Raw genomic sequence first — 18577 nt, forward strand, 5'->3', positions numbered from 1 at the left:
GCGCGGCTAACGCAGCGCCGGAACCGCGAACGTCAGCGTCCCGGCGTCGGCGTCGAGCGTCGCCGGGACGCCCAGCGGCACCGTCCACGACGGCGTGCAATGGCCGAAGCCGACGCCTTCGAGGATCGGGACGCCCAGGTCGCCCAAGCGGTCCATGACCACGGCACGGACCTCGTCCTCGGGGCCGCAGTCGATCCACGAGCCCAAGGCGATGCCCGCGACGCCGTCCAGCAGACCCGATCGGCGCAGCTGCGTCAGGTAGCGGTCGAGCCGGTAGTCCTCCTCCGCGGTGTCCTCCAGCAGCAGGATGCCGCCCGCGCCGTCCGGGCGGTCCTCGCCGGTGCCGACGCTGGAGGCGAGCAGGCTGAGGCAGCCGCCGAAGGTGACCCCCTCGGCCCGGCCCGACACGAGCGCGCGAGCGGTCGGCGGCGCCAGCTTCCGCACCGCCTCGGGCTCGAACAGCGTCCGCCGCAGATGCTCCCTGGTCGCCGTGTCGTCGATGAACGCCGACCACGTCGGCATCGGCCCATGAAGTGTTGCCACGCCGAGGTTGACCGCGAGCGCCTCGTGCAGGGCCGTCGCGTCGCTGAACCCTATGTAGACCTTCGGCTCGGCCCCTCGCAGCGCCTCCCAGTCGACGAAGTCGAGCATCCGCTGGGCCCCGTAACCGCCCCTGGTCGAGACGACCGCCGCGAAACCCGGGTCGCTCCAAGCCTGTTGGAGATCGGCGGCGCGCGCTTCGTCGCTCCCGGGCAGATACGCCAGGCGCGGATGCAAGCCGTTGACGTACGGCATGACCACCGGGTCGAGGCCCCACTCCCGCAGGATCGCCAGGCCCGCCGCCATCCGGTCCTCGGGAGCCGCGCTGCTGGGGGAGACGACCGCGACCCGGTCGCCCGCCCTGAGCCGCCGCGGCCTGCGCAGCGCCTCGATCACGGCCGCAGCTCCAAGTCCGCGCCCTCCGGCGCCGCGAAGCCGAACACCTCCGCGTACAGCGCGTGCTCGGCGAGGAGCGCGCTGACGATGGTGGACGCCCTGCGGAAGCCGTGCTGCTCGCCCTCATAGGCCAGATAGGCGTGCGGCACGCCCCGGCCCGCGATGCGCTCCAGCAGCAGCTCGCAGTTCTCCGGCGGGCAGATCGCGTCCTCCAGGCCCTGCAGCAGGATGAACGGCGCCGAGATCCGCTCGGGGTGGTTGACCGGCGAGCGCTCGCGATAGCGCTCCGGCACCTCCTCGTACGGGCCGACCAGGGACGTCAGGTACTGCGACTCGAAGTCGTGCGTCCCGATGCCGAGCCACCCGGCGAGGTCGAGGATCGGGTACATGATCGTCGCGCAGGCGTAGAGCCCTTCGGCCGCAGGCGAGGTCAGCGACGCCGCCGACGTCCAGCCGCCCGCGCTGCCGCCCCTGACCGCCAGGCGCGACCGGTCGGCCGTGCCCTCGTCGGCGAGCGCCCTCGCCACGGCCGCGCAGTCCTCGACGTCCACGACGCCCCACTGCTCCCGCAGCCGGTCGCGGTACTCGCGCCCGTAACCGGTCGAGCCGCCGTAGTTCACCTCCACCACGCCGATGCCCCGCGAGGTGAAGTAGGCGATCTCCAGATCGAGGACGGAACGCACGCTCCCGGTCGGACCGCCGTGGACCCACACGGCGAACGGCGGCGCCTCGCCTTCGGGCGCTTCGTATCCGGGGCTCAGCGGCCGGTAGACGTGCGCGTGGACGTCGCGCCCGCCCGGCCCGGCGAAGGTCCGGTGCTCGGGCACGGGGTAGTAGGCCGGATCGACGCGGTCGGCGTGAGCGCCCCCGATCACCTCGGCCGCGCCGGTGGCGGTGTCCCAGGAGACGACCTCGTAGTCGCGCGTCGGACTGGCGGCCAGTCCCACGACCCGCTCGCCGTGCGCGACGAGCGCCGGGGCCCACTCGGTCCAGGGGCCGGGCGCGTCGGCCATCGCGCCGATGTCGGGGTCGAGGACGCCGAGCCGGCCCTCGCCCTTGCCGCGGATGCAGGCGATCCGGCCGTTGGCGAGGACCGCGAACCACTTCGAGCCGATGGTCCACATCGGCCCCGAGAACTCCTGCTCGGCCGGGTACAGCTCCGTCGCCTCGCCCGAGACAGGGTCGATGCGGTGCAGGTTCCACCAGCCGGTGCGGTCGCTCGCGGCCACGAGCGAGCCGTCGGGGGCCCATTCGACCTGCGGGATGGACTCCCCGCCGCCTCCGGCGACGGTCCGCGCGTTCGCGAGCGCCCCCTCGGCGGTGAGGTCGGCGACGCGCAGTTCCGTCGCGTCCCACGGCATGTCCGGGTGGTTCCACGCGATCCACGCCGCCCGCGTCCCGTCATCGCTGATCCGCGGCCCGGTGGTGAACCGGTAGGAATCACTGGTCAGCTCGCGCACCGCCGAGCGGTCGTCGGCGGCCGAGCCGTCCAGCGGCACGGCGGCGATCACCCGGCGCACGTCGGTCGGCCGCTCGCCGGTGAACTCCTCCAGCACCGCCCACACCTCGCGCCCGCCCGGGGCCACGGCCATGTCGCACCACCGCAGCCCGGCCGGGAGCCGCGGGACCGGCGTCAACGGCCGCGGCTCGGCGTCCCCGTCCGGCTCGAACCGGTAGAGCCGCTGGTCGCCGAAGTGCGAGAACACGATCAGCGGGCCGTCTTCGGCCATGAGCCCGACCCATGGCGTCCCGCCGTACTCGTGGACGCGATTGCGCGCGTTCCACGGTTGGGGCAGCGCTGTCGCGGTGGACCCGTCGGCGCGGCGGCGCACCAGGGCCCGCCGCCCGCCCTCGGCCGGGCGCGGCTCGGTCCACCACACCTCCTCGCCGACCGCCCCGAGGAAGGCCGGGCGGCCGTCGTCCGCCGCGACGAGTTCGGCGCTGATCGGGGACTCCCAAGTCCCGTAAGGAGCGATGGCCATGTTCTGCGTCCTTTCGCCTACGCCGCGCGCAGGAAGTCGTCGAGCACTCGCACCCCGAAGCGCAGGCCGTCGGCGGGCACCCGTTCGTCCACCCCGTGCGCCAGCTTGCCGTAGCCGAACTCGGCGGGCAAGCGCAGCGGCGAGAATCCGTAGCCGACGATGCCCAGCCGCGAGAACTGCTTGGCGTCGGTCCCGCCCGACATGCAGTACGGGACGACGCGCGCCTCGGGGTCGAACCGTTCGATCGCCGAGCGCATCGCCGCGAACGTCGGCGAGTCCACCGGCGCGCCGAGCGGCACGGTGCGGTGCTGGAACTCCCAGTCCACTTCGGGACCGGTCAGCTCGTCCATCGTCGCGACGAACTCGTCCTCCCAGCCGGGCAGCATCCGGCCGTCCACCTGCGCGGCGGCGTGCCCCGGGACGACGTTGACCTTGTAGCCGGCCTCGAACACGGTCGGGTTGGCGCTGTTGCGCAGCGTCGACTCGACCAGCTGCGCGGCCGGGCCGAGCTTCGCCAGCAGGTCGTCGGCGTCGAACTCCTCGGCGTCCAGGTCCACGTCGACGCCGTACACCGCCGCCAGCTCGGTCAGCGCGGCGCGCACCGTCGGCACCGGCCGCACCGGCCAGCGGTGCCGCCCGATGCGCGCAATGGCCTCGGCGAGGATCACGACCGCGTTGTGCGGGTGGGCCTTCGAGCCGTGCCCGGCCGTGCCGCGGGCGGTCAGCCGCAGCCACGCGGTGCCGCGCTCGCCCGCCCCGACCGGGTAGATCCGCAGGCCGTCGCCGCCGTGGAAGGTGAACCCGCCCGACTCGCTGATGCCCTCGGTGCAGCCCTCGAACAGCGCCCCGTGCCGCTCGGCGAGGAACCCCGCGCCGTACTCGGCGCTGGCCTCCTCGTCGGCGGTGAACGCCACGACGACGTCCCGCCTCGGCCGCACCCCGGCCCTGGCCCAGGACCGCACCGCGGCCAGGACCATCGCGTCCATGCCCTTCATGTCGAGCGCGCCGCGGCCCCACACGATCCCGTCGCGGATCGCTCCGGAGAACGGGTCGACCGACCAGTCGTCGGCCTCGGCGGGCACGACGTCGAGGTGGCCGTGCACCAGCAGCGCGTCGGCGGACGGGTCGGTCCCGGCGATCCTGGCGACCACGTTCGAGCGCCCCGGCGCCTTCTCGAGGATCACCGGCTCGGCGCCCGCCTCGGCGAGGCGCTCGGCGGCGTACTCGGCGGCCTCCCGCTCGCGGCCGTCGCCGCCGCCCCGGTTCGTGGTGTCGATGCGGATCAGCTCGGAGGTGAACCGCACGGCCTCCTCCAGCGCCCGCTCGTCAATGGCCGGCCCAAGCTCAGTCATGCTCCTCCTTCGGACGGCCCTTCACGCCGCCGCCCGCCGCTCGATCGGATGCAGGTGGCACGCCGAGTCGTGCCGCGACGCGTCGGCGGGCAGCACCGCGAGGTCCTCACTCTCGCACCGGCCCGCGACCGCCGAGGCCCGCCCCGAGGCGAACTCCTGGCAGCGCGGCCGGAACCGGCAGCCGCCGGGGATCCGCGCCGCGTCCGGCAGCTCTCCGGACAGGACGATCGGCTCCGGCAGCGGCGAGTCCGGCAGGACCGACACCAGCGCCCGCGTGTACGGGTGCCGCGGGTCGGTCAGCACCTGCTCGACCGGGCCCTGCTCGACGATCCGCCCGAGGTACATGATCGCGATCCGGTCGGCGATGCTCCAGGCCAGTCCCAGGTCGTGGGTGATCACCAGCGCGCCCAGGTCCATCTCGTCGCGCAGGCGCAGCAGCAGCGCGAGGATCTCGCCGCGCACCGACGCGTCCAGGCTCGCCACCGGCTCGTCGGCGATGATGATGCTCGGGTCCAGGACCAGCGCGCCCGCGATCACCGCGCGCTGGCGCTGGCCGCCGGAGAGCTCGTGCGGGTAGGACAGGAAGAACTTCTCGGCGGGCCGCAGCCCGGCCCGCGAGAGCGCGCCCGCGACCCGCCCGGCCTCGTCGTCGTGGATGCCGTGGATGCGCAGCCCCTCGGCCACCGCGTCGTAGATCGTGTGGCGCGGGTTCAGGGCCCCCGTCGGGTCCTGGAGGATCAGCTGGACGCTGCGCCGGTAGGCCTTCAGCGCCTTCGTGGAGTAGCGCAGCGGCTCGCCGCCGAACGAGACCGATCCCCGCGTCGCCCGCTCCAGCCCCAGCAGCGTGCGCGCCAGCGTCGTCTTCCCGCAGCCCGACTCGCCCGCCAGCGCGACGATCTCGCCGGGCGCCACGTCGAGGTTGACGCCGTCGACCGCGCTGGCCGTCCCCCCGCCCGGCAGGCCGAAGTCCACGCCGAGGTCCCTTGCGGACAACAGCGGTGATGTCACTGCGGTCCCTCCTTCTCCGTCGAGGCGATCGGGCCGCCGGCCTGGGCCACGAAGCAGGCGCTGTGCCTGGTGCCGGTGTCCGGCAGCGCCAGCAGCCGCGGCTCGGACGCCGCGCACTCGGCGACCGCGACTGCGCAGCGCGGCCGGAACGAGCAGCCCGGCGGCAGATCCGCCGGGTCCGGCGGATCCCCGGCCAGCCCGCCCGGCCGCTTGCGGGACGCCGCGTCGCCGATGACCGGGAACGCCGCCCCCAGCGCCGCCGAGTACGGGTGGCGGGCGTTCGCGAACAGCTCGCCCGCGGGGCCGAGCTCGACGACGCGCCCGGCGTACATGACCGCGGCCCGGTCGCACGTCGCCGACAGCACCGACAGGTCGTGGCTGATCATCACCAGCCCGACGCCGCGCTCCGCGACGAGGCCCGTGATGAGCTCCAGCACCTGGGCCTGCACCATGACGTCGAGCGCGGTGGTGGCCTCGTCGGCGACGATCAGCTCCGGGTCGCAGGCCAGCGCCATGGCGATCATGACCCGCTGGCGCTGCCCGCCGGAGAGCTCGTGCGGGTAGTTCCGCGCCCGCGAGGGCGGCAGGCCGACCAGTTCGAGCAGCTCGGCGGCCCTGCGGGCGGCCTCGGCCCTGGTGACGTCCTCGTGCACCAGGATCGGCTCGGCGATCTGCGGGCCGATCCGCTGCACCGCGTTGAGCGAGTGCATCGCCCCCTGGAAGACGATCGAGGCCCCGACCCACCGGACGGCGCGCAGCCGCCCCCAGCCCATCGTGAGCACGTCCTCCCCGTCGAGCAGGATCTCGCCGGTGACGGTCGCGCTCGGCGGCAGCAGCCGCAGGATCGCCATCGCCAGCGTGGACTTCCCGCAGCCCGACTCGCCCGCGATGCCGAGCGTCTGCCCCGCCTCCAGCGCCAAGTCCACGCCCCGCACGGCCGGGACCGCGCCGCGGGAGGTGCGGTAGGTGACGTCGAGGTCGCGGATCTCCAGCAGCGTCACGGCGCCTCACCTCGCAGACGGGGATTGAACACGGCCTCCAGCGCCCTGCCGCACATCATGAACGCGGCCACGACCACGAGGATCGCCAGACCCGGCGGCAGCAGGTACCACCAGGCGTGCGCCGAGACCGCGCCGTTGTTGGACGCCCGGTTGAGGATCGAGCCCCACGAGACCACGTTCGGGTCGCCCAGGCCGAGCCACGCCAGCGAGGATTCCATGAGGATCGCCGAGGGCACCAGCAGCGTCGCGCTCGCCAGCACCAGCGGCAGCACGTTCGGCAGTATGTGGCGCGTCATCTGGTGCCAGTGCCCGGCGCCGAGCGCCCGGGCCCGTTCCAGGTAGGGCCTGGCCTGCACCGTCAGCGTCTGCGCGCGCACCAGGCGCGCCGTGCCCGACCAGGACACGATCGCGATGACGGTGACCGTGGTGGCGACGCTGCGCCCCAGCACGGCCAGCAGCGCGATCGCCACCACCAGGCTCGGCAGCACCATGAACCAGTCCGAGACGCGCAGCGCGATCCACCCGTACCAGCCGCCGACGTGGCCGCTGGTGATTCCCACGAGCGTGCCGACGAGGATCGCCGCGACCGTCGCGGTCAGACCGATGACCAGCGAGAGCCTCGTGCCCCACAGCGTGAGCGCCAGGACCGAGCGGCCCGTCTCGTCGGTGCCGAGCCAGAACTCGGCGCTCGGCGGCTCCATGCGCCCGCCGGTGGCCTGCGTGACGCTGAGCGCCGAGGCGTCGATCAGGAGCGGCGCGGCCACGGCCAGGACGACGATGAGGCCCAGGAGCACCAGGCCGACCATGCCGCTGCGCTGCGTCCGGTAGTCGCGCCACGCGCGCGCCATCGCGCGCCTGCGCCTGGCCCAGGTCACCGCGCGCGGTGAGAGCGATTGCGCCTGAGTGCTCATGACTTGCGGATCCTCGGGTCGATGAACCAGTACAGGATCTCCGCGCCCAGCACCGCGACGATCGTCGAACTGGAGAACAGGACGAACAGGGCCTGGAGCATCGGCCGGTCGGGGTAGAAGATCGAGGAGACGAACAGGCTCCCCAGGCCCGGCCAGCTGAAGACCGTCTCGGTGACGATCGCGCCGTTGACGATGCCGCCGATCGCCAGGAACACCAGCGTGATCGTCGGCAGCAGCGCGTTCGGCACGGCGTGCCTGCGGCGCACCGCGTCGTCCCGCAGGCCCTTGGCGCGGGCGGTGGTGAGGTAGTCGGCGCCGACCTCGTCGAGGATCGAGGAGCGCATGACCATCAGGTAGCCCGCGTACACCACGGCCGTGTAGGTGAGCACCGGCAGCACCAGGTGGTGTCCGATGTCGAGCGCCTGCGGCAGGAACTCGTCCGGCGTGCTCGGCGAACGCATCCCGTTGACCGGGAACAGCCCCAGGTAGCGGGCGAAGACCAGGATGGCGATCATGCCGAGCCAGAACGTCGGCGCCGAGTACAGCAGGAGCCCGGTCGTCACGTGCGCGCGGTCGAACCGGCTGCCCTGCTTCCAGCCAGCCCGGGTGCCGATCCAGAAGCCGAGCAGCACGGCGAGGACGACGCCGGTGCCCGCCAGCAGCAGCGTGGCCGGGAGCCGTTCGAGGACCAGTTCGGAGATCGGGCGGCGGAACTGGAGCGAGGTGCCCAGGTCGCCGGTCAGCGTGCCGGTGATGTAGTCCAGGAACTGGTTCCACATCGGCTGGTCCAGGCCCAGCTCGGCGCGCATCGCCTCCCGCTGCTCGGGGGTGACCGGGCGCTCGCGGGTGAGCTGGTCGATCGGGTCCCCGGCGATGAGCCGGAAGATGAAGAACGAGGAGAACAGCACCAGCAGCAGGGACACGGCAGCACCGCTGACGTGTTTGAGCAGGTAGCGGCCGAAACCCGTGGTGACGCGGCCGGTAGGCGCGGTTCGGGTCCCCGCTGCCGGTGCCTGTTCCGCGGACGGGTCCCGATCGGGGCTCCCGTCCGCGGAGGGTCGATGGGCGGTCATCTCACTCTCGCTCGTCGGCGGTGCTCCTGCGCCGCATGAAGAGGAGGACCCCGCCCGCTATCAGGACCACGACGACCGCGCCCGCGCCGATGAGCACGCCGGTGGAGACGCCGCCCTCGTCGCCGCTTCCCTCGACCGGGGTGGCCGAGAGGTAGGCCCACGCGAAGCCCTGCTGGCCGGTGATCATGCCGCCCTCGGCGGGTTGCGTCCGCAGGTCCGTCACCTTGTCGTGGTTGTAGGCCTCCAGGACGTTCTGGTAGTAGAGCCAGATGACCGGCGCGTCCTCGTAGAGGATCCGCTGCTGCTCCTTGACCAGCTCGGCGCGGGCGTCGGGGTCGGGCTCGACCATCTGCTGCGCGTGGAGGGCGTCGTACTCCTCGTTGCAGTAGAAGTTCTCGTGCGAGCGCTCCGAGCCGTCGGTGGTGGTCGGCAGCACCGCGCAGGTGTGCATGGCCAGCATCTCGGTCGGGTTGGGGCCCACGCCCCAGCCGGAGAAGGCGATGTCGTACTCGCCGAGGTAGACCAGGTCGTTCAGCGAGCCCTGCTCGATCGGCTCGGGCACGGTCTCGATGCCGATCTCGCTCCACCACTCGGTGACGTACTCGACGACGTTGGCGTAGTCGGTGTTGTCGGCGTGGTAGTAGAAGCGGAAGCTGAGCCGCTCGCCGCCGCCGGGCATGGTGCGGACGCCGTCCTCGCCGCGCTCGTATCCGGCCTCGTCGAGCATCCGGTTGGCCTCGTCGAGGCTGAACTGGACGAGCTCGTCGCCGCCGTCCCAGTGCCACTGCTCGAAGATCGCCGGGATGATCGACACGGCCGGGTCGCCGTTGCCCGCCAGGACCTTGTCGACCAGCTCCTGCTTGTCGATCGCGGTGTGCAGCGCCTGGCGCACCACCGGGTCGCGCAGGGCCGGGTGGCCGTCGCCGTACAGCTCGCGGTCGGCGGTCTGGGCGCCGTGGTTGAGGATCAGCGAGACGAACCGGCGGCCCTGGGCGTTGTTGACCGTGATGTGGTCCTGCTCCCCGAGGGCCTCGGCCTGGGCGGGGTTGAGGCCGTTGACGATGTCGACCTCGCCGGCCTCCAGGGCGGCGACGGCGGCGTCGCCCTCGCTGTAGTAGTCGTAGACGACCTCGTCGAAGGCGGGCGCGCCGTCCCAGTAGTCCTTGTTGGCGCTCAGGCGGACGAACTCGTCGGTGCGGTACTCGCTGACCTGGAAGGGGCCGGAGCCGACCAGGGGCAGCTGGTCGTTGGCGTCGTCGGCCGAGGGATCGGGGTAGGTCTCCCAGACGTGCTTGGGGACGATGAAGACCCCCGCGTTGAGGATCTCGGCGGGGGCGGCCTCCTTGAGCGTCAGCACGAAGGTGGTCTCGTCGGGGGCCTCGGCGCTGACGAGGTTGCCAGCGAAGTCGATGTTCCAGTCGTGGATGGCGGGGTTGCTGATGAGCAGGTCGTAGGTGTAGGCCACGTCCTCGGCGGTCAGGGGCTCGCCGTCGGACCAGGTGACGCCCTCGCGGACGGTGAAGGTCCACGTCAGGCCGTCATCGCTCTCCTCCCATTCGGTGGCCAGGCCGGGCACGGGCTGGTAGTCGTCGGCACCGGTCCTGATGAGAGTGTCGTACGTCATCATGTTGGTGTTGTAGGTGATGACGTAGCGGGACTTGAAGGGGTTGAAGGTGTCGACCTCCTGGTCGGTGGCGACCAGCAGCCGGTCGACGTCGTCCTCGTCCTGCGCGGCGGCCTGCGTCGACGTCGCGGTGAGGATGCCGGCGGACAGCGCCAGCACGCCTCCGGCGGCCATGAGCCGCCGCGTCATCGGTCTGGTTCTCATGAGGGGCAGTACCTCGCATTCGGATCCGAACGGATCGGTCTCCGGTCGTCGGGCTTCGGTACGGAACAGGATGACGGAAATATTCTTCTCTTGTCAATGTTACGGAGAAAGTTTTCAACCATGGCGACGCTTGCGGTCACCTATGCGAATAGCTCGGTGCATCGCTGCTGCGGTCTCCGGTGAGTGTCACGGTTCGCAGCCGACGCCGTCACCGTCGCGGTCGAGGTGGTTGCCGTAGCCGGGATCGCCGACGTGGATGGGTGCGGCGCCGGCGGCGCGGACGGCGTCGCAGTTCTCGTAGTAGACGGAGGACCCGCTGTCGTCGTCCTCGCCCCCATCGCCTCCCTCGTCGTCGGAGGCCGTTGTGGGCTCGGGCTCGGGTTCTGGCTCCGGTTCGGGCTCCGGCTCAGGTTCCGGGTCGGCCGCTTCGGATGCAGCGGGCGTGGGTTCGGCGGTCGTCGGCTCAGCGCTCGGCGTGGTGGCCTCGGCCGACGGGGATGCCGTCTCGGTCGCCTCGTCCGCCGGTGAGGGCGATTCCGTCTCCGAGCCCTCAGGCTCATAACCGGAGGCGTCGAGAATGATGCCGAAGATGCAGAACGCCAGAAGCGTGCCGAACACGCTGTAGATGACGATCATCCACCATCGCGTGTACCACCGTTTCCCGGAATCCGGGGAAGGTCGCATCGGTATGGGATACGTGTCATGAGGGGAAGGGGAGTCGGCGTTGCTCATGATGGCAGGAGCTTTCTGATAGTCGTGCTCTCAATGGATTCCGAGCACGATACGGCAACGAAAAGAATGGAATTCCATTGAGGATGAGAGACGTGATCAATGCAAGCTATCAGCTTCGGGAAGATCTGTCAGTACACTCTTCGGGCGAGTCGCATACCCTGCTCCAGGAGGGGTTGCATTAACGTTCGTCGCCATAGGATCGACGATCCGGCAACGAGGAAAATGATCTTGCGAACTGTTCGAATGGTGGATTGCCGCGCGGTTCGGGCGTCGCCCGTACTGCGACGGGAAGCGAGGCCGCCGCATCCGTTCGCCGGGTCGATGAAGACACGAGGAATGCACTCCCGTCACTTTGATGTCAACAGTGACAGTGGATGATTTCCGGTCTTATGATTCGGCCGGTCGCGCTTCGCCCCAGTGGGGTGCCTCTTGGGCGCGGGGACGCGATCTGAGCCTGCGGAGCATGCGGGCGTCGGTGAAGCCCACCGCGCGCGCCGCCGACTCCACCGTCTCGCCCTGGCCGATCAGGTGCTCGGCCCGCTCCAGCCGCAGCAGCGACTGGTACCGCAGCGGCGTCATTCCCGTCGCGCGGGCGAACAGCCGCGTCAGCGTGCGCTCGCTGACCCCCGCCTCGGCCGCCAGTTCCGAGAGCCGCAACGCCTCGGTGAAGCGCACGTCGATGACGTCCTGGACGCGGTGCACGACGTCCGACAGGTGCGAGCGGTGCCGCAGCATCACACTGTGCTGGGAAGCGTCGCCGTTGCGGCGCGCGTACACGACCATGCCGCGGGCGATGCGCGCCGCCGCCGCATGCCCGTGCCGCACGCCGATCAGGTGCAGTGACAGGTCGATCCCGCTGGCGATGCCCGCCGAGGTCACGATCCGGTCATCGGTGGTGAACAGCCGGTCGCGCACCACCGACGCCGCCGGGAACCGCTGCGCCAGTTCGTCCTGCAGCGCGTGGTGGGTGGTGCAGCGCCGCCCGTCGAGCAGCCCCGCCTGCCCCAGCGCGAAGGCGCCCGCGCAGACGCTCGCGACCGTCCCGCCCCGCTCGTGGTGCGCCGCCAGCCCGGCCGCGTGCGCCTCGGTGAGCCTGGGATGCCGCACGCGCCCCGGCGAACGCCAGCCGGGCACGAAGAGCAGGTCGCCGACGTCCAGCTCGGGCCAGTCGGTCGAGGCCCGGACCGAGAGGCCCTGCGCGGTCGGCACGTCCTCGTGCTCGGCGACGTAGTACGACTCGTAGCCGAAGCCGAGCTCGCTCGCGGTCGAGAACACCTGCGCCGGACCGGCCAGGTCCAGCAGGTGCACCTGCGGCAGGAGCAGGAAGACGACGCGGGTCATGCGGGGGCCTCTCGATCTGGTCAGCCGCTAGGAGGCGGCGGTCACCTCCGCGACACTACTGATCCGCGCGAACCGGCCCGCCAGCGCGTACTCGGTCCGGGCGATGACCTCGTCGGTGCCGAGCGTGCGCGGGTCGGCCAGGATCGCCTCCAGGTCCCGCCCGGGCTCGGCGCCCGGGTGCTCGATCGGGTTGGTCGCCGTCGCGTCGGACACGAACGTCACCCCGAACCCGAGGTCGGAGGCGACCCGCGCGGTCGTCTCGCAGCACTGCTCGGTGCGGATGCCGCTGATGAGCACCTCGCCGACGCCCTCCCTGGTCAGGATCTGGTGCAGATTGGTGGTGGTGAACGCGTTGTGCGAGGTCTTGGTCAGCTCCGGCTCGCCGGGCTCGGGCTTCAGCCCCTCGATGTAGCGGACGTGGCCCTGGTCGGGATCGAAGGCCCCGCCCGAGCCGGGCGCGGTGTGCAGGACCCACACCACCAGGTCGCCTTCGGCGCGGGCGTGGTCGACGAGGCGGCCCGCCTTCTCGGCGATGTCGGGATCGGAAATGGCCGCCCAGTCGGGGAGCTGCCGGAAGGACTCTTGGACGTCGATGACGATCAGTGCTTTCTTCATGCCCCAATCCTGGCGCCCCGCGGGCCTGGGCGACAGGCATCATCCCGGCCCGATGCGGAACGATCCGGTCACCGCCTACAGGTGCCAGGAGCCGTTGGTGCTCAGCAGCATCGAGTACACCGAGTCGGTCGCGCACACGAACAGGCGGTTGCGCTTGGGGCCGCCGAAGACCAGGTTCGCGACGGCCGGCTGGGGGATCGCCAGCGTCGCCAGCAGCGTCCCGTCGGGATGGAAGCAGTTCACGTCGGCCGCGGCGGCCCAGACGCGGCCCTCGACATCGAGGCGCAGACCGTCGAAGTTGCCGCCGGGGGATTCGGCGAACACCTCGCCGCCGCTCAGCGAGGCGCCGTCGACCGCGAACGATCGGATGTGGCCGCGGGCGGTATCGGCGATGTAGAGCCGGCGCTCGTCAGGGGAGAAGGCGAGCCCGTTGGGACGCGCGAAGTCGTCGGCCACCCGCTCCACCGCGCCCGATGCCGGATCGACGCGGTAGACGTGGCAGCCGTCGATCTCCGGTTCCGCCCGGTGGCCCTCGTAGTCGCTGGCGATCCCATAGGGAGGGTCGGTGAACCAGACCGCGTCGTCGGAGGTGACCACCACGTCGTTGGGGCTGTTGAGCCGCTTGCCGTTCCAGCGGTCGGCCAGCACCGTGATCGAGCCGTCCAGTTCGGTGCGGGAGACCCGCCGCCCACCATGCTCGCAGGAGACCAGGCGGCCTTGGCGGTCGAGCGTGTGGCCGTTGGCGTAGCGGGCGGGGGAGCGGAAGACGCTGACCGAGCCGTCCGTCTCGTCCCAGCGCATCAGCCGGTCGTTCGGGATGTCGCTGAACAGGAGGTAGCGGCCCGACGGCACGTACACCGGGCCCTCGGTCCACCTGCCGCCCGAGAACAGGCATTCGAGGTAGTCGTCGCCGCCGACGTTCCAGCGTTCGTCGCGGACATCGAACGTTACGGGCGTGTTGCTCATCTGGCGGCTCCCCTGTCGACCGGTGGTGTCGCCCGCGAATCTATATGGTCTCCAGCGGCGTGACGCCTCCGCGTCGGTGGGGGCGGGAGGGGCTTGCGAGACCGGTGGGCGGGGTGCTTTAATGGTCGCCGTGCCACGTGGCGCCGACCAGGAAATTCAAGGCAGGTCGGCAGTCGGGCGAGCACCATACATCGAAGGGTCGTGTCATGAGGTTCCTCTCCGCACTCTCCGTATGACGTAAGCGCGTTCGCGCGCACCGTCTTCCGTTCTCGGCATTGCTTCGCGCTGCCGTGCAACGACTCCAATGACGCCTCCGCAGCCGGCGACGCACCTCGTCGCGCCTCGGCGGCTCCGCGGCACCGTTCCATTCCCGTGCCGCACGCATTCCGCCATCCGCGCATGACGCGGGCTTTCTTTGACCATGGAGCATCACCACAGCACATGCAGACTTCCGACAACGACCACCAGACCACTGACCGAGCCGCGGCCGCCGACACGCTCATGTTGACCACCGTCAACGCCGAGACCGATCACGAGCGGACCTTCGCGCTGACCTATCTTCGCGACGGCGATCGGCTGCTCCTCACCGCCGAGCCCGGACTCGACTGGCATCGCGACCTCTTCGCCCACCCGATGGTGAGCGTCGCGATCGGCGCCGAGACCTTCGGCGCCGTCGCCGTGCCCGCCGAGGACGGGTCCACGGTGGCCCTGGAGCGGTCAGGGCCCGAGGACGCCGAGGTGGACAACCTCGCCGACCTGCTCGTGCATGTCCACACCTGGCTGCGCTCGCAGTTGCGGCACGTCCGAGCCGAGGCCGACGTGTACTTCGCCGCGCGGGCCGCCCACGACGGCCCCGGCGATGCGCCGAAACCCGGACTCGGCCTGCAACTGCGCCAGCACTGCCTGGCATTCTGCCAGTCACTGGAGTTTCACCACACCCACGAGGACCACATGTTCCCCGCCATCGAAGGCGACCACCCGCACCTGCGCGAGGCCATCGACCGGCTCCGCTCGGAGCACCGGACGGTGGCGCGGATCCAAGGTGAGCTGGCCGCGCTGCTGTCCGATATCGGCTCGGCCGACCCGGCCGCGTTCAGTACCGAGCTCGACCGGCTGTCCGAGGAGCTGACGGCGCACCTCGACTATGAGGAGGAGGCGCTGATCCCGGTCCTGGCCGAGATCCCGTTCCCGCCGACCGCCGCATAGTCGGCCGCGCGCTCACGCGGCCCTCCACTTAGGGAGGGCCGCGTGAGCGCGCCCCGATCCGGATGGTCTGCTGTACCTGTGTCGCCGGCCCGGGCGGCGCCCGTCGACGCCAAGCGCGAGGGCACACTTGCGTGGACCCCTGGTCGGCAAAGACCACTAGCGTTTAGCATTGTCGAACGCGGACGATCTACGAACGGAGGCGCTGCGATGCCGAGGAACATCCAGTCGCTGGAGCGCGCCGCGGCCATGCTGCGGCTGCTCGCCGGCGGCGAGCGCCGACTCGGCCTCTCCGACATCGCCTCCGCGCTCGGCCTGGCCAAGGCCACCGCCCACGGCATCCTGCGCACCCTCCAGCACGAGGGCTTCGTCGAACAGGACCCCGCCTCGGGCCGCTACCAGCTCGGCGCCGAGCTGCTGCGCCTGGGCACCACCTACCTCGACGTCCACGAGCTGCGCGCCCGCGCCCTGGTGTGGACCGACGACCTGGCCAGGTCCGGCGGCGAGGCGGTCTACCTCGGCGTCCTGCACCAGCAGGGCGTCCTGGTCGTCCACCACGTCTTCCGGCCCGACGACAGCCGCCAGGTCCTGGAGGTCGGCGCCATGCAGCCGCTGCACTCCACCGCGCTCGGCAAGGTCCTGGCCGCCTACGACCCCGTGGCCCACAGCGAACTCGTCGAGGCCGAGCGCGAACCCTTCACCGCCAGGACGCCGACCGAGCTCGACGACGTCGAGCGGGCGGTCGAGGCGACGCGCGCGCAGGGCTACGCGACCGACGTCGAGGAGACCTGGGACGGCGTCGCCGCGGTGGCGGCGCCCGTCTTCGACCGGCGCCGCCTGGCCGTCGGCGCGGTCGGCATCACCGGCGCGGTGGAACGGGTCTGCGAGGGCGGCGAAGTCCGCCCCGAGCTCGTCGCGGCGGTGCGCGACTGCGCGAGGTCGGTCTCCCGGGACCTGGGCTCCGGCCCGTTCTGACGCTTCCCTCCGAGTGCCACGTGGTGCTCGATGTGCTGTGGTGCAGTCGGTTTCGACGATCTTCGATTTAAGATGTGCTTTCCATCACATATCACTTGACGTGACGGTAACATAGGAGAAGAATTTGCGCACGTTGGTCGACATTGTCGAACGCCTGTCGGCTTCAGGAGTCCGTCAGGCCCGTGGGCCGACAAAGCCCTTCCCGGAGGAGAGGGCCGCGGACAACCCGCGGGCCCCGCCTCGACCACGGACAAAGGAGTCACGTGTCCACTTCTGACATCATCACCGGTGAGATCGTCGGCACCGCCATGCTGGTCCTCCTCGGCGGCGGCGTCTGCGCCGCCGTCAACTTCAAGCGCTCCAAGGCCCACAACGCCGGCTGGGTCGCCATCACCTTCGGCTGGGGCCTCGGCGTCCTCACCGGCGCCTACATCGCCGCCGGCGTCTCCGGCGCCCACCTCAACCCCGCCGTCACCCTCGGCCTCGCCCTCCAAGGCGGCACCGACTGGTCCGACGTGCCCGTCTACATCGCCTCCGAGCTCGTCGGCGCGATGCTCGGCGCCTTCCTCGTCTGGATCGCCTACTACGGCCAGTTCAAGACCCACCTGGCCGACCTCGACGTCCAGTCCGGCCCCCTCGACCAGGACACCGCCGAGGTCGCCGTCCAGCAGGCCGGCCCCATGCTCGGCATCTTCTCCACCGGTCCCGAGATCCGCAACGCCGCCCAGAACCTCGCCACCGAGGTCATCGCCACGTTCGTCCTCGTCATCGCCATCCTCACCCAGGGCCTCAACGACGACGGCAACGGCCTGGGCACCCTCGGCGTGCTCATCACCGCGCTCGTCGTCGTCGGCATCGGCCTCTCCCTCGGCGGCCCCACCGGGTACGCCATCAACCCCGCCCGCGACCTCGGGCCCCGCATCGTCCACGCGCTCCTGCCGCTCAAGGGCAAGGGAGGATCGGACTGGGGCTACGCCTGGATCCCGGTCGTCGGCCCGCTCATCGGCGCCGCGCTGGCCGGAGGCCTCTACAACGTCGCCTTCGCATGATGAGACCGAACCCGACAGAACCGAATTTGGCAGAGCCAATCTTGACAATGACGTTCAGGAGCGCAACATGACCGACGCACACACCGCAGGACCCTTCATCGCGGCCATCGACCAGGGCACCACCTCCAGCCGCTGCATCATCTTCGACCGCGACGGCCGCATCGTCGCCGTCGACCAGAAGGAGCACGAGCAGATCCTCCCCAGGCCCGGCTGGGTCGAGCACGACGCCGCCGAGATCTGGAACAACGTCCAAGAGGTCGTCGCCGGGGCGATGGTCAAGGCCAAGGTCGTCCGCGAGGACATCCTCGCCATCGGCATCACCAACCAGCGCGAGACCACCATGCTGTGGGACAAGCGCACCGGCGAGCCGGTCCACAACGCGATCGTCTGGCAGGACACCCGCACCGACGCCCTGTGCCGGGAACTGGGCGGCGACGTCGGCCAGGACCGCTTCCGCCGCGAGACCGGCCTGCCGCTGGCCGCCTACTTCGCCGGGCCCAAGATCGCCTGGCTGCTCGACAACGTCGAGGGCCTGCGCGAGCGCGCCGAGGCCGGGGAACTCCTGTTCGGCACCATGGACTCCTGGGTCGTCTGGAACCTGACCGGCGGCGTCAACGGCGGCGTGCACGTCACCGACGTCACCAACGCCTCCCGCACCCTGATGATGAACCTCTCGGACCTGAACTGGAACGAGGACATCGCCGCGGCCATCGGCGTGCCCATGCAGGTGCTCCCCGAGATCCGCTCCTCCTCGGAGGTCTACGGCGAGGTCACCGGCGGCACCCTCGGCGGGCTCCTCGGCGGCGTCCCCGTCGCCTCCGCGCTCGGCGACCAGCAGGCCGCCCTGTTCGGACAGACCTGCTACGACGTCGGCGAGGCCAAGTCCACCTACGGCACCGGCACGTTCATGCTCATCAACACCGGCGAGAAGCTCATCCACTCCGAGTCGGGCCTGATCACCACCGTCGGCTACCAGATCGGCGAGGACGACCCCGTCTACGCCCTGGAGGGCTCGATCGCCGTCACCGGCTCGCTCGTGCAGTGGATGCGGGACCAGATGGGGCTCATCAGCACCGCCGCCGAGATCGAGACGCTCGCCTCCTCGGTCGAGGACAACGGCGGCGCCTACTTCGTCCCGGCCTTCTCCGGGCTGTTCGCGCCCTACTGGCGCTCGGACGCGCGCGGCGTCATCGCCGGGCTCACCAGGTACGTCACCAAGGCCCACATCGCCCGCGCCGTCCTGGAGGCCACCGCCTGGCAGACCCGCGAGATCGCCGACGCGATGACCGAGGACTCCGGCGTCGAGCTCGCCGCGCTCAAGGTCGACGGCGGCATGACCTCGAACAACCTGCTCATGCAGTTCCTCGCCGACGTGCTCGACGCTCCGGTGGTGCGCCCGATGGTCGCCGAGACCACCTGCCTCGGCGCCGCCTACGCCGCGGGCCTCGCCGTCGGCTTCTGGCAGAGCACCGACGACCTGCGCGCCAACTGGCGCCGCGCCGCGGAGTGGACGCCCGCCATGGACGCCGAGCTGCGCGAGAGCGAATACCACCAGTGGCGCAAGGCCGTCGAACGGACCATGGGCTGGATAGAGGAGTAGAGGAG

The 18577-nt window shown here is 71.1% G+C and carries 16 protein-coding genes; 4 read left to right on the forward strand and 12 right to left on the reverse strand.

Going from position 1 to position 18577, the window contains the following annotated elements; genetic code table 11:
* Nucleotides 1–6 precede the first annotated feature (6 nt).
* The 12 genes from H613_RS0111410 to H613_RS0111465 all read right to left on the reverse strand — a co-directional run bounded on the left by H613_RS0111410 (nt 7) and on the right by H613_RS0111465 (nt 13745).
* Nucleotides 7–936, reverse strand: a complete 930-nt coding sequence (locus tag H613_RS0111410; RefSeq protein WP_026923895.1) for a S66 peptidase family protein — start codon at nt 934–936, stop codon at nt 7–9.
* Nucleotides 933–2918, reverse strand: a complete 1986-nt coding sequence (locus H613_RS0111415) for a S9 family peptidase (RefSeq protein WP_026923896.1) — start codon at nt 2916–2918, stop codon at nt 933–935. The genes H613_RS0111410 and H613_RS0111415 overlap by 4 nt, the downstream gene beginning before the upstream one ends.
* A gap of 17 nt (nt 2919–2935) precedes the next feature.
* Entirely contained in the window at nt 2936–4270 is a 1335-nt protein-coding gene (locus H613_RS0111420; protein WP_026923897.1) for a M20/M25/M40 family metallo-hydrolase, read from the reverse strand.
* Between the two features lie 21 nt (nt 4271–4291).
* Nucleotides 4292–5278 (reverse strand): ABC transporter ATP-binding protein, encoded by a 987-nt coding sequence (locus H613_RS26040; protein ID WP_035737735.1) that lies wholly within the window; start codon nt 5276–5278, stop codon nt 4292–4294.
* A complete protein-coding gene (locus tag H613_RS26045) occupies nt 5275–6279 on the reverse strand; it encodes an ABC transporter ATP-binding protein (protein ID WP_051393258.1) in 1005 nt (334 codons plus the stop codon). Before H613_RS26045 ends, H613_RS26040 begins: the two co-directional genes overlap by 4 nt.
* On the reverse strand, nt 6276–7190 hold the full coding sequence (locus tag H613_RS0111435) for an ABC transporter permease (RefSeq protein ID WP_026923898.1): 915 nt from the start codon (nt 7188–7190) through the stop codon (nt 6276–6278). The genes H613_RS26045 and H613_RS0111435 overlap by 4 nt, the downstream gene beginning before the upstream one ends.
* Nucleotides 7187–8263 (reverse strand): ABC transporter permease subunit, encoded by a 1077-nt coding sequence (locus tag H613_RS26050; RefSeq protein ID WP_084546552.1) that lies wholly within the window; start codon nt 8261–8263, stop codon nt 7187–7189. The genes H613_RS0111435 and H613_RS26050 overlap by 4 nt, the downstream gene beginning before the upstream one ends.
* 1 nt (nt 8264) lies before the next feature.
* Nucleotides 8265–10091 (reverse strand): ABC transporter substrate-binding protein, encoded by a 1827-nt coding sequence (locus H613_RS0111445; protein WP_026923899.1) that lies wholly within the window; start codon nt 10089–10091, stop codon nt 8265–8267.
* Between the two features lie 186 nt (nt 10092–10277).
* On the reverse strand, nt 10278–10727 hold the full coding sequence (locus tag H613_RS30040) for an excalibur calcium-binding domain-containing protein (protein WP_084546553.1): 450 nt from the start codon (nt 10725–10727) through the stop codon (nt 10278–10280).
* Between the two features lie 483 nt (nt 10728–11210).
* Entirely contained in the window at nt 11211–12164 is a 954-nt protein-coding gene (locus tag H613_RS0111455; protein ID WP_026923901.1) for a GlxA family transcriptional regulator, read from the reverse strand.
* A gap of 27 nt (nt 12165–12191) precedes the next feature.
* Entirely contained in the window at nt 12192–12779 is a 588-nt protein-coding gene (locus tag H613_RS0111460; RefSeq protein ID WP_026923902.1) for a cysteine hydrolase family protein, read from the reverse strand.
* A gap of 75 nt (nt 12780–12854) precedes the next feature.
* Nucleotides 12855–13745 carry an SMP-30/gluconolactonase/LRE family protein gene (locus H613_RS0111465; protein WP_026923903.1) on the reverse strand — a complete coding sequence of 297 codons (891 nt, stop codon included), beginning with the start codon at nt 13743–13745 and terminating at the stop codon, nt 12855–12857.
* Between the two features lie 441 nt (nt 13746–14186).
* Between H613_RS0111465 and H613_RS26055 the strand changes: the two genes are divergently transcribed.
* From H613_RS26055 to glpK, 4 genes are all read left to right on the forward strand, one after another.
* The gene (locus H613_RS26055; RefSeq protein ID WP_051393259.1) at nt 14187–14951 is read left to right on the forward strand and encodes a nitroreductase/quinone reductase family protein; all 765 of its coding nucleotides are present in this window, start codon (nt 14187–14189) and stop codon (nt 14949–14951) included.
* Nucleotides 14952–15158: 207 nt separating this feature from the next.
* Nucleotides 15159–15923 carry an IclR family transcriptional regulator gene (locus tag H613_RS0111475; protein WP_026923904.1) on the forward strand — a complete coding sequence of 255 codons (765 nt, stop codon included), beginning with the start codon at nt 15159–15161 and terminating at the stop codon, nt 15921–15923.
* A gap of 263 nt (nt 15924–16186) precedes the next feature.
* A complete protein-coding gene (locus H613_RS0111480; protein ID WP_026923905.1) occupies nt 16187–16972 on the forward strand; it encodes an MIP/aquaporin family protein in 786 nt (261 codons plus the stop codon).
* A 67-nt stretch (nt 16973–17039) separates the two neighbouring features.
* On the forward strand, nt 17040–18572 hold the full coding sequence (gene glpK, locus H613_RS0111485) for a glycerol kinase GlpK (RefSeq protein ID WP_026923906.1): 1533 nt from the start codon (nt 17040–17042) through the stop codon (nt 18570–18572).
* Nucleotides 18573–18577 lie beyond the last annotated feature (5 nt).

It is taken from the genome of Glycomyces arizonensis DSM 44726 (genome assembly GCF_000482705.1).
Lineage (GTDB): Bacteria > Actinomycetota > Actinomycetes > Mycobacteriales > Micromonosporaceae > Glycomyces > Glycomyces arizonensis.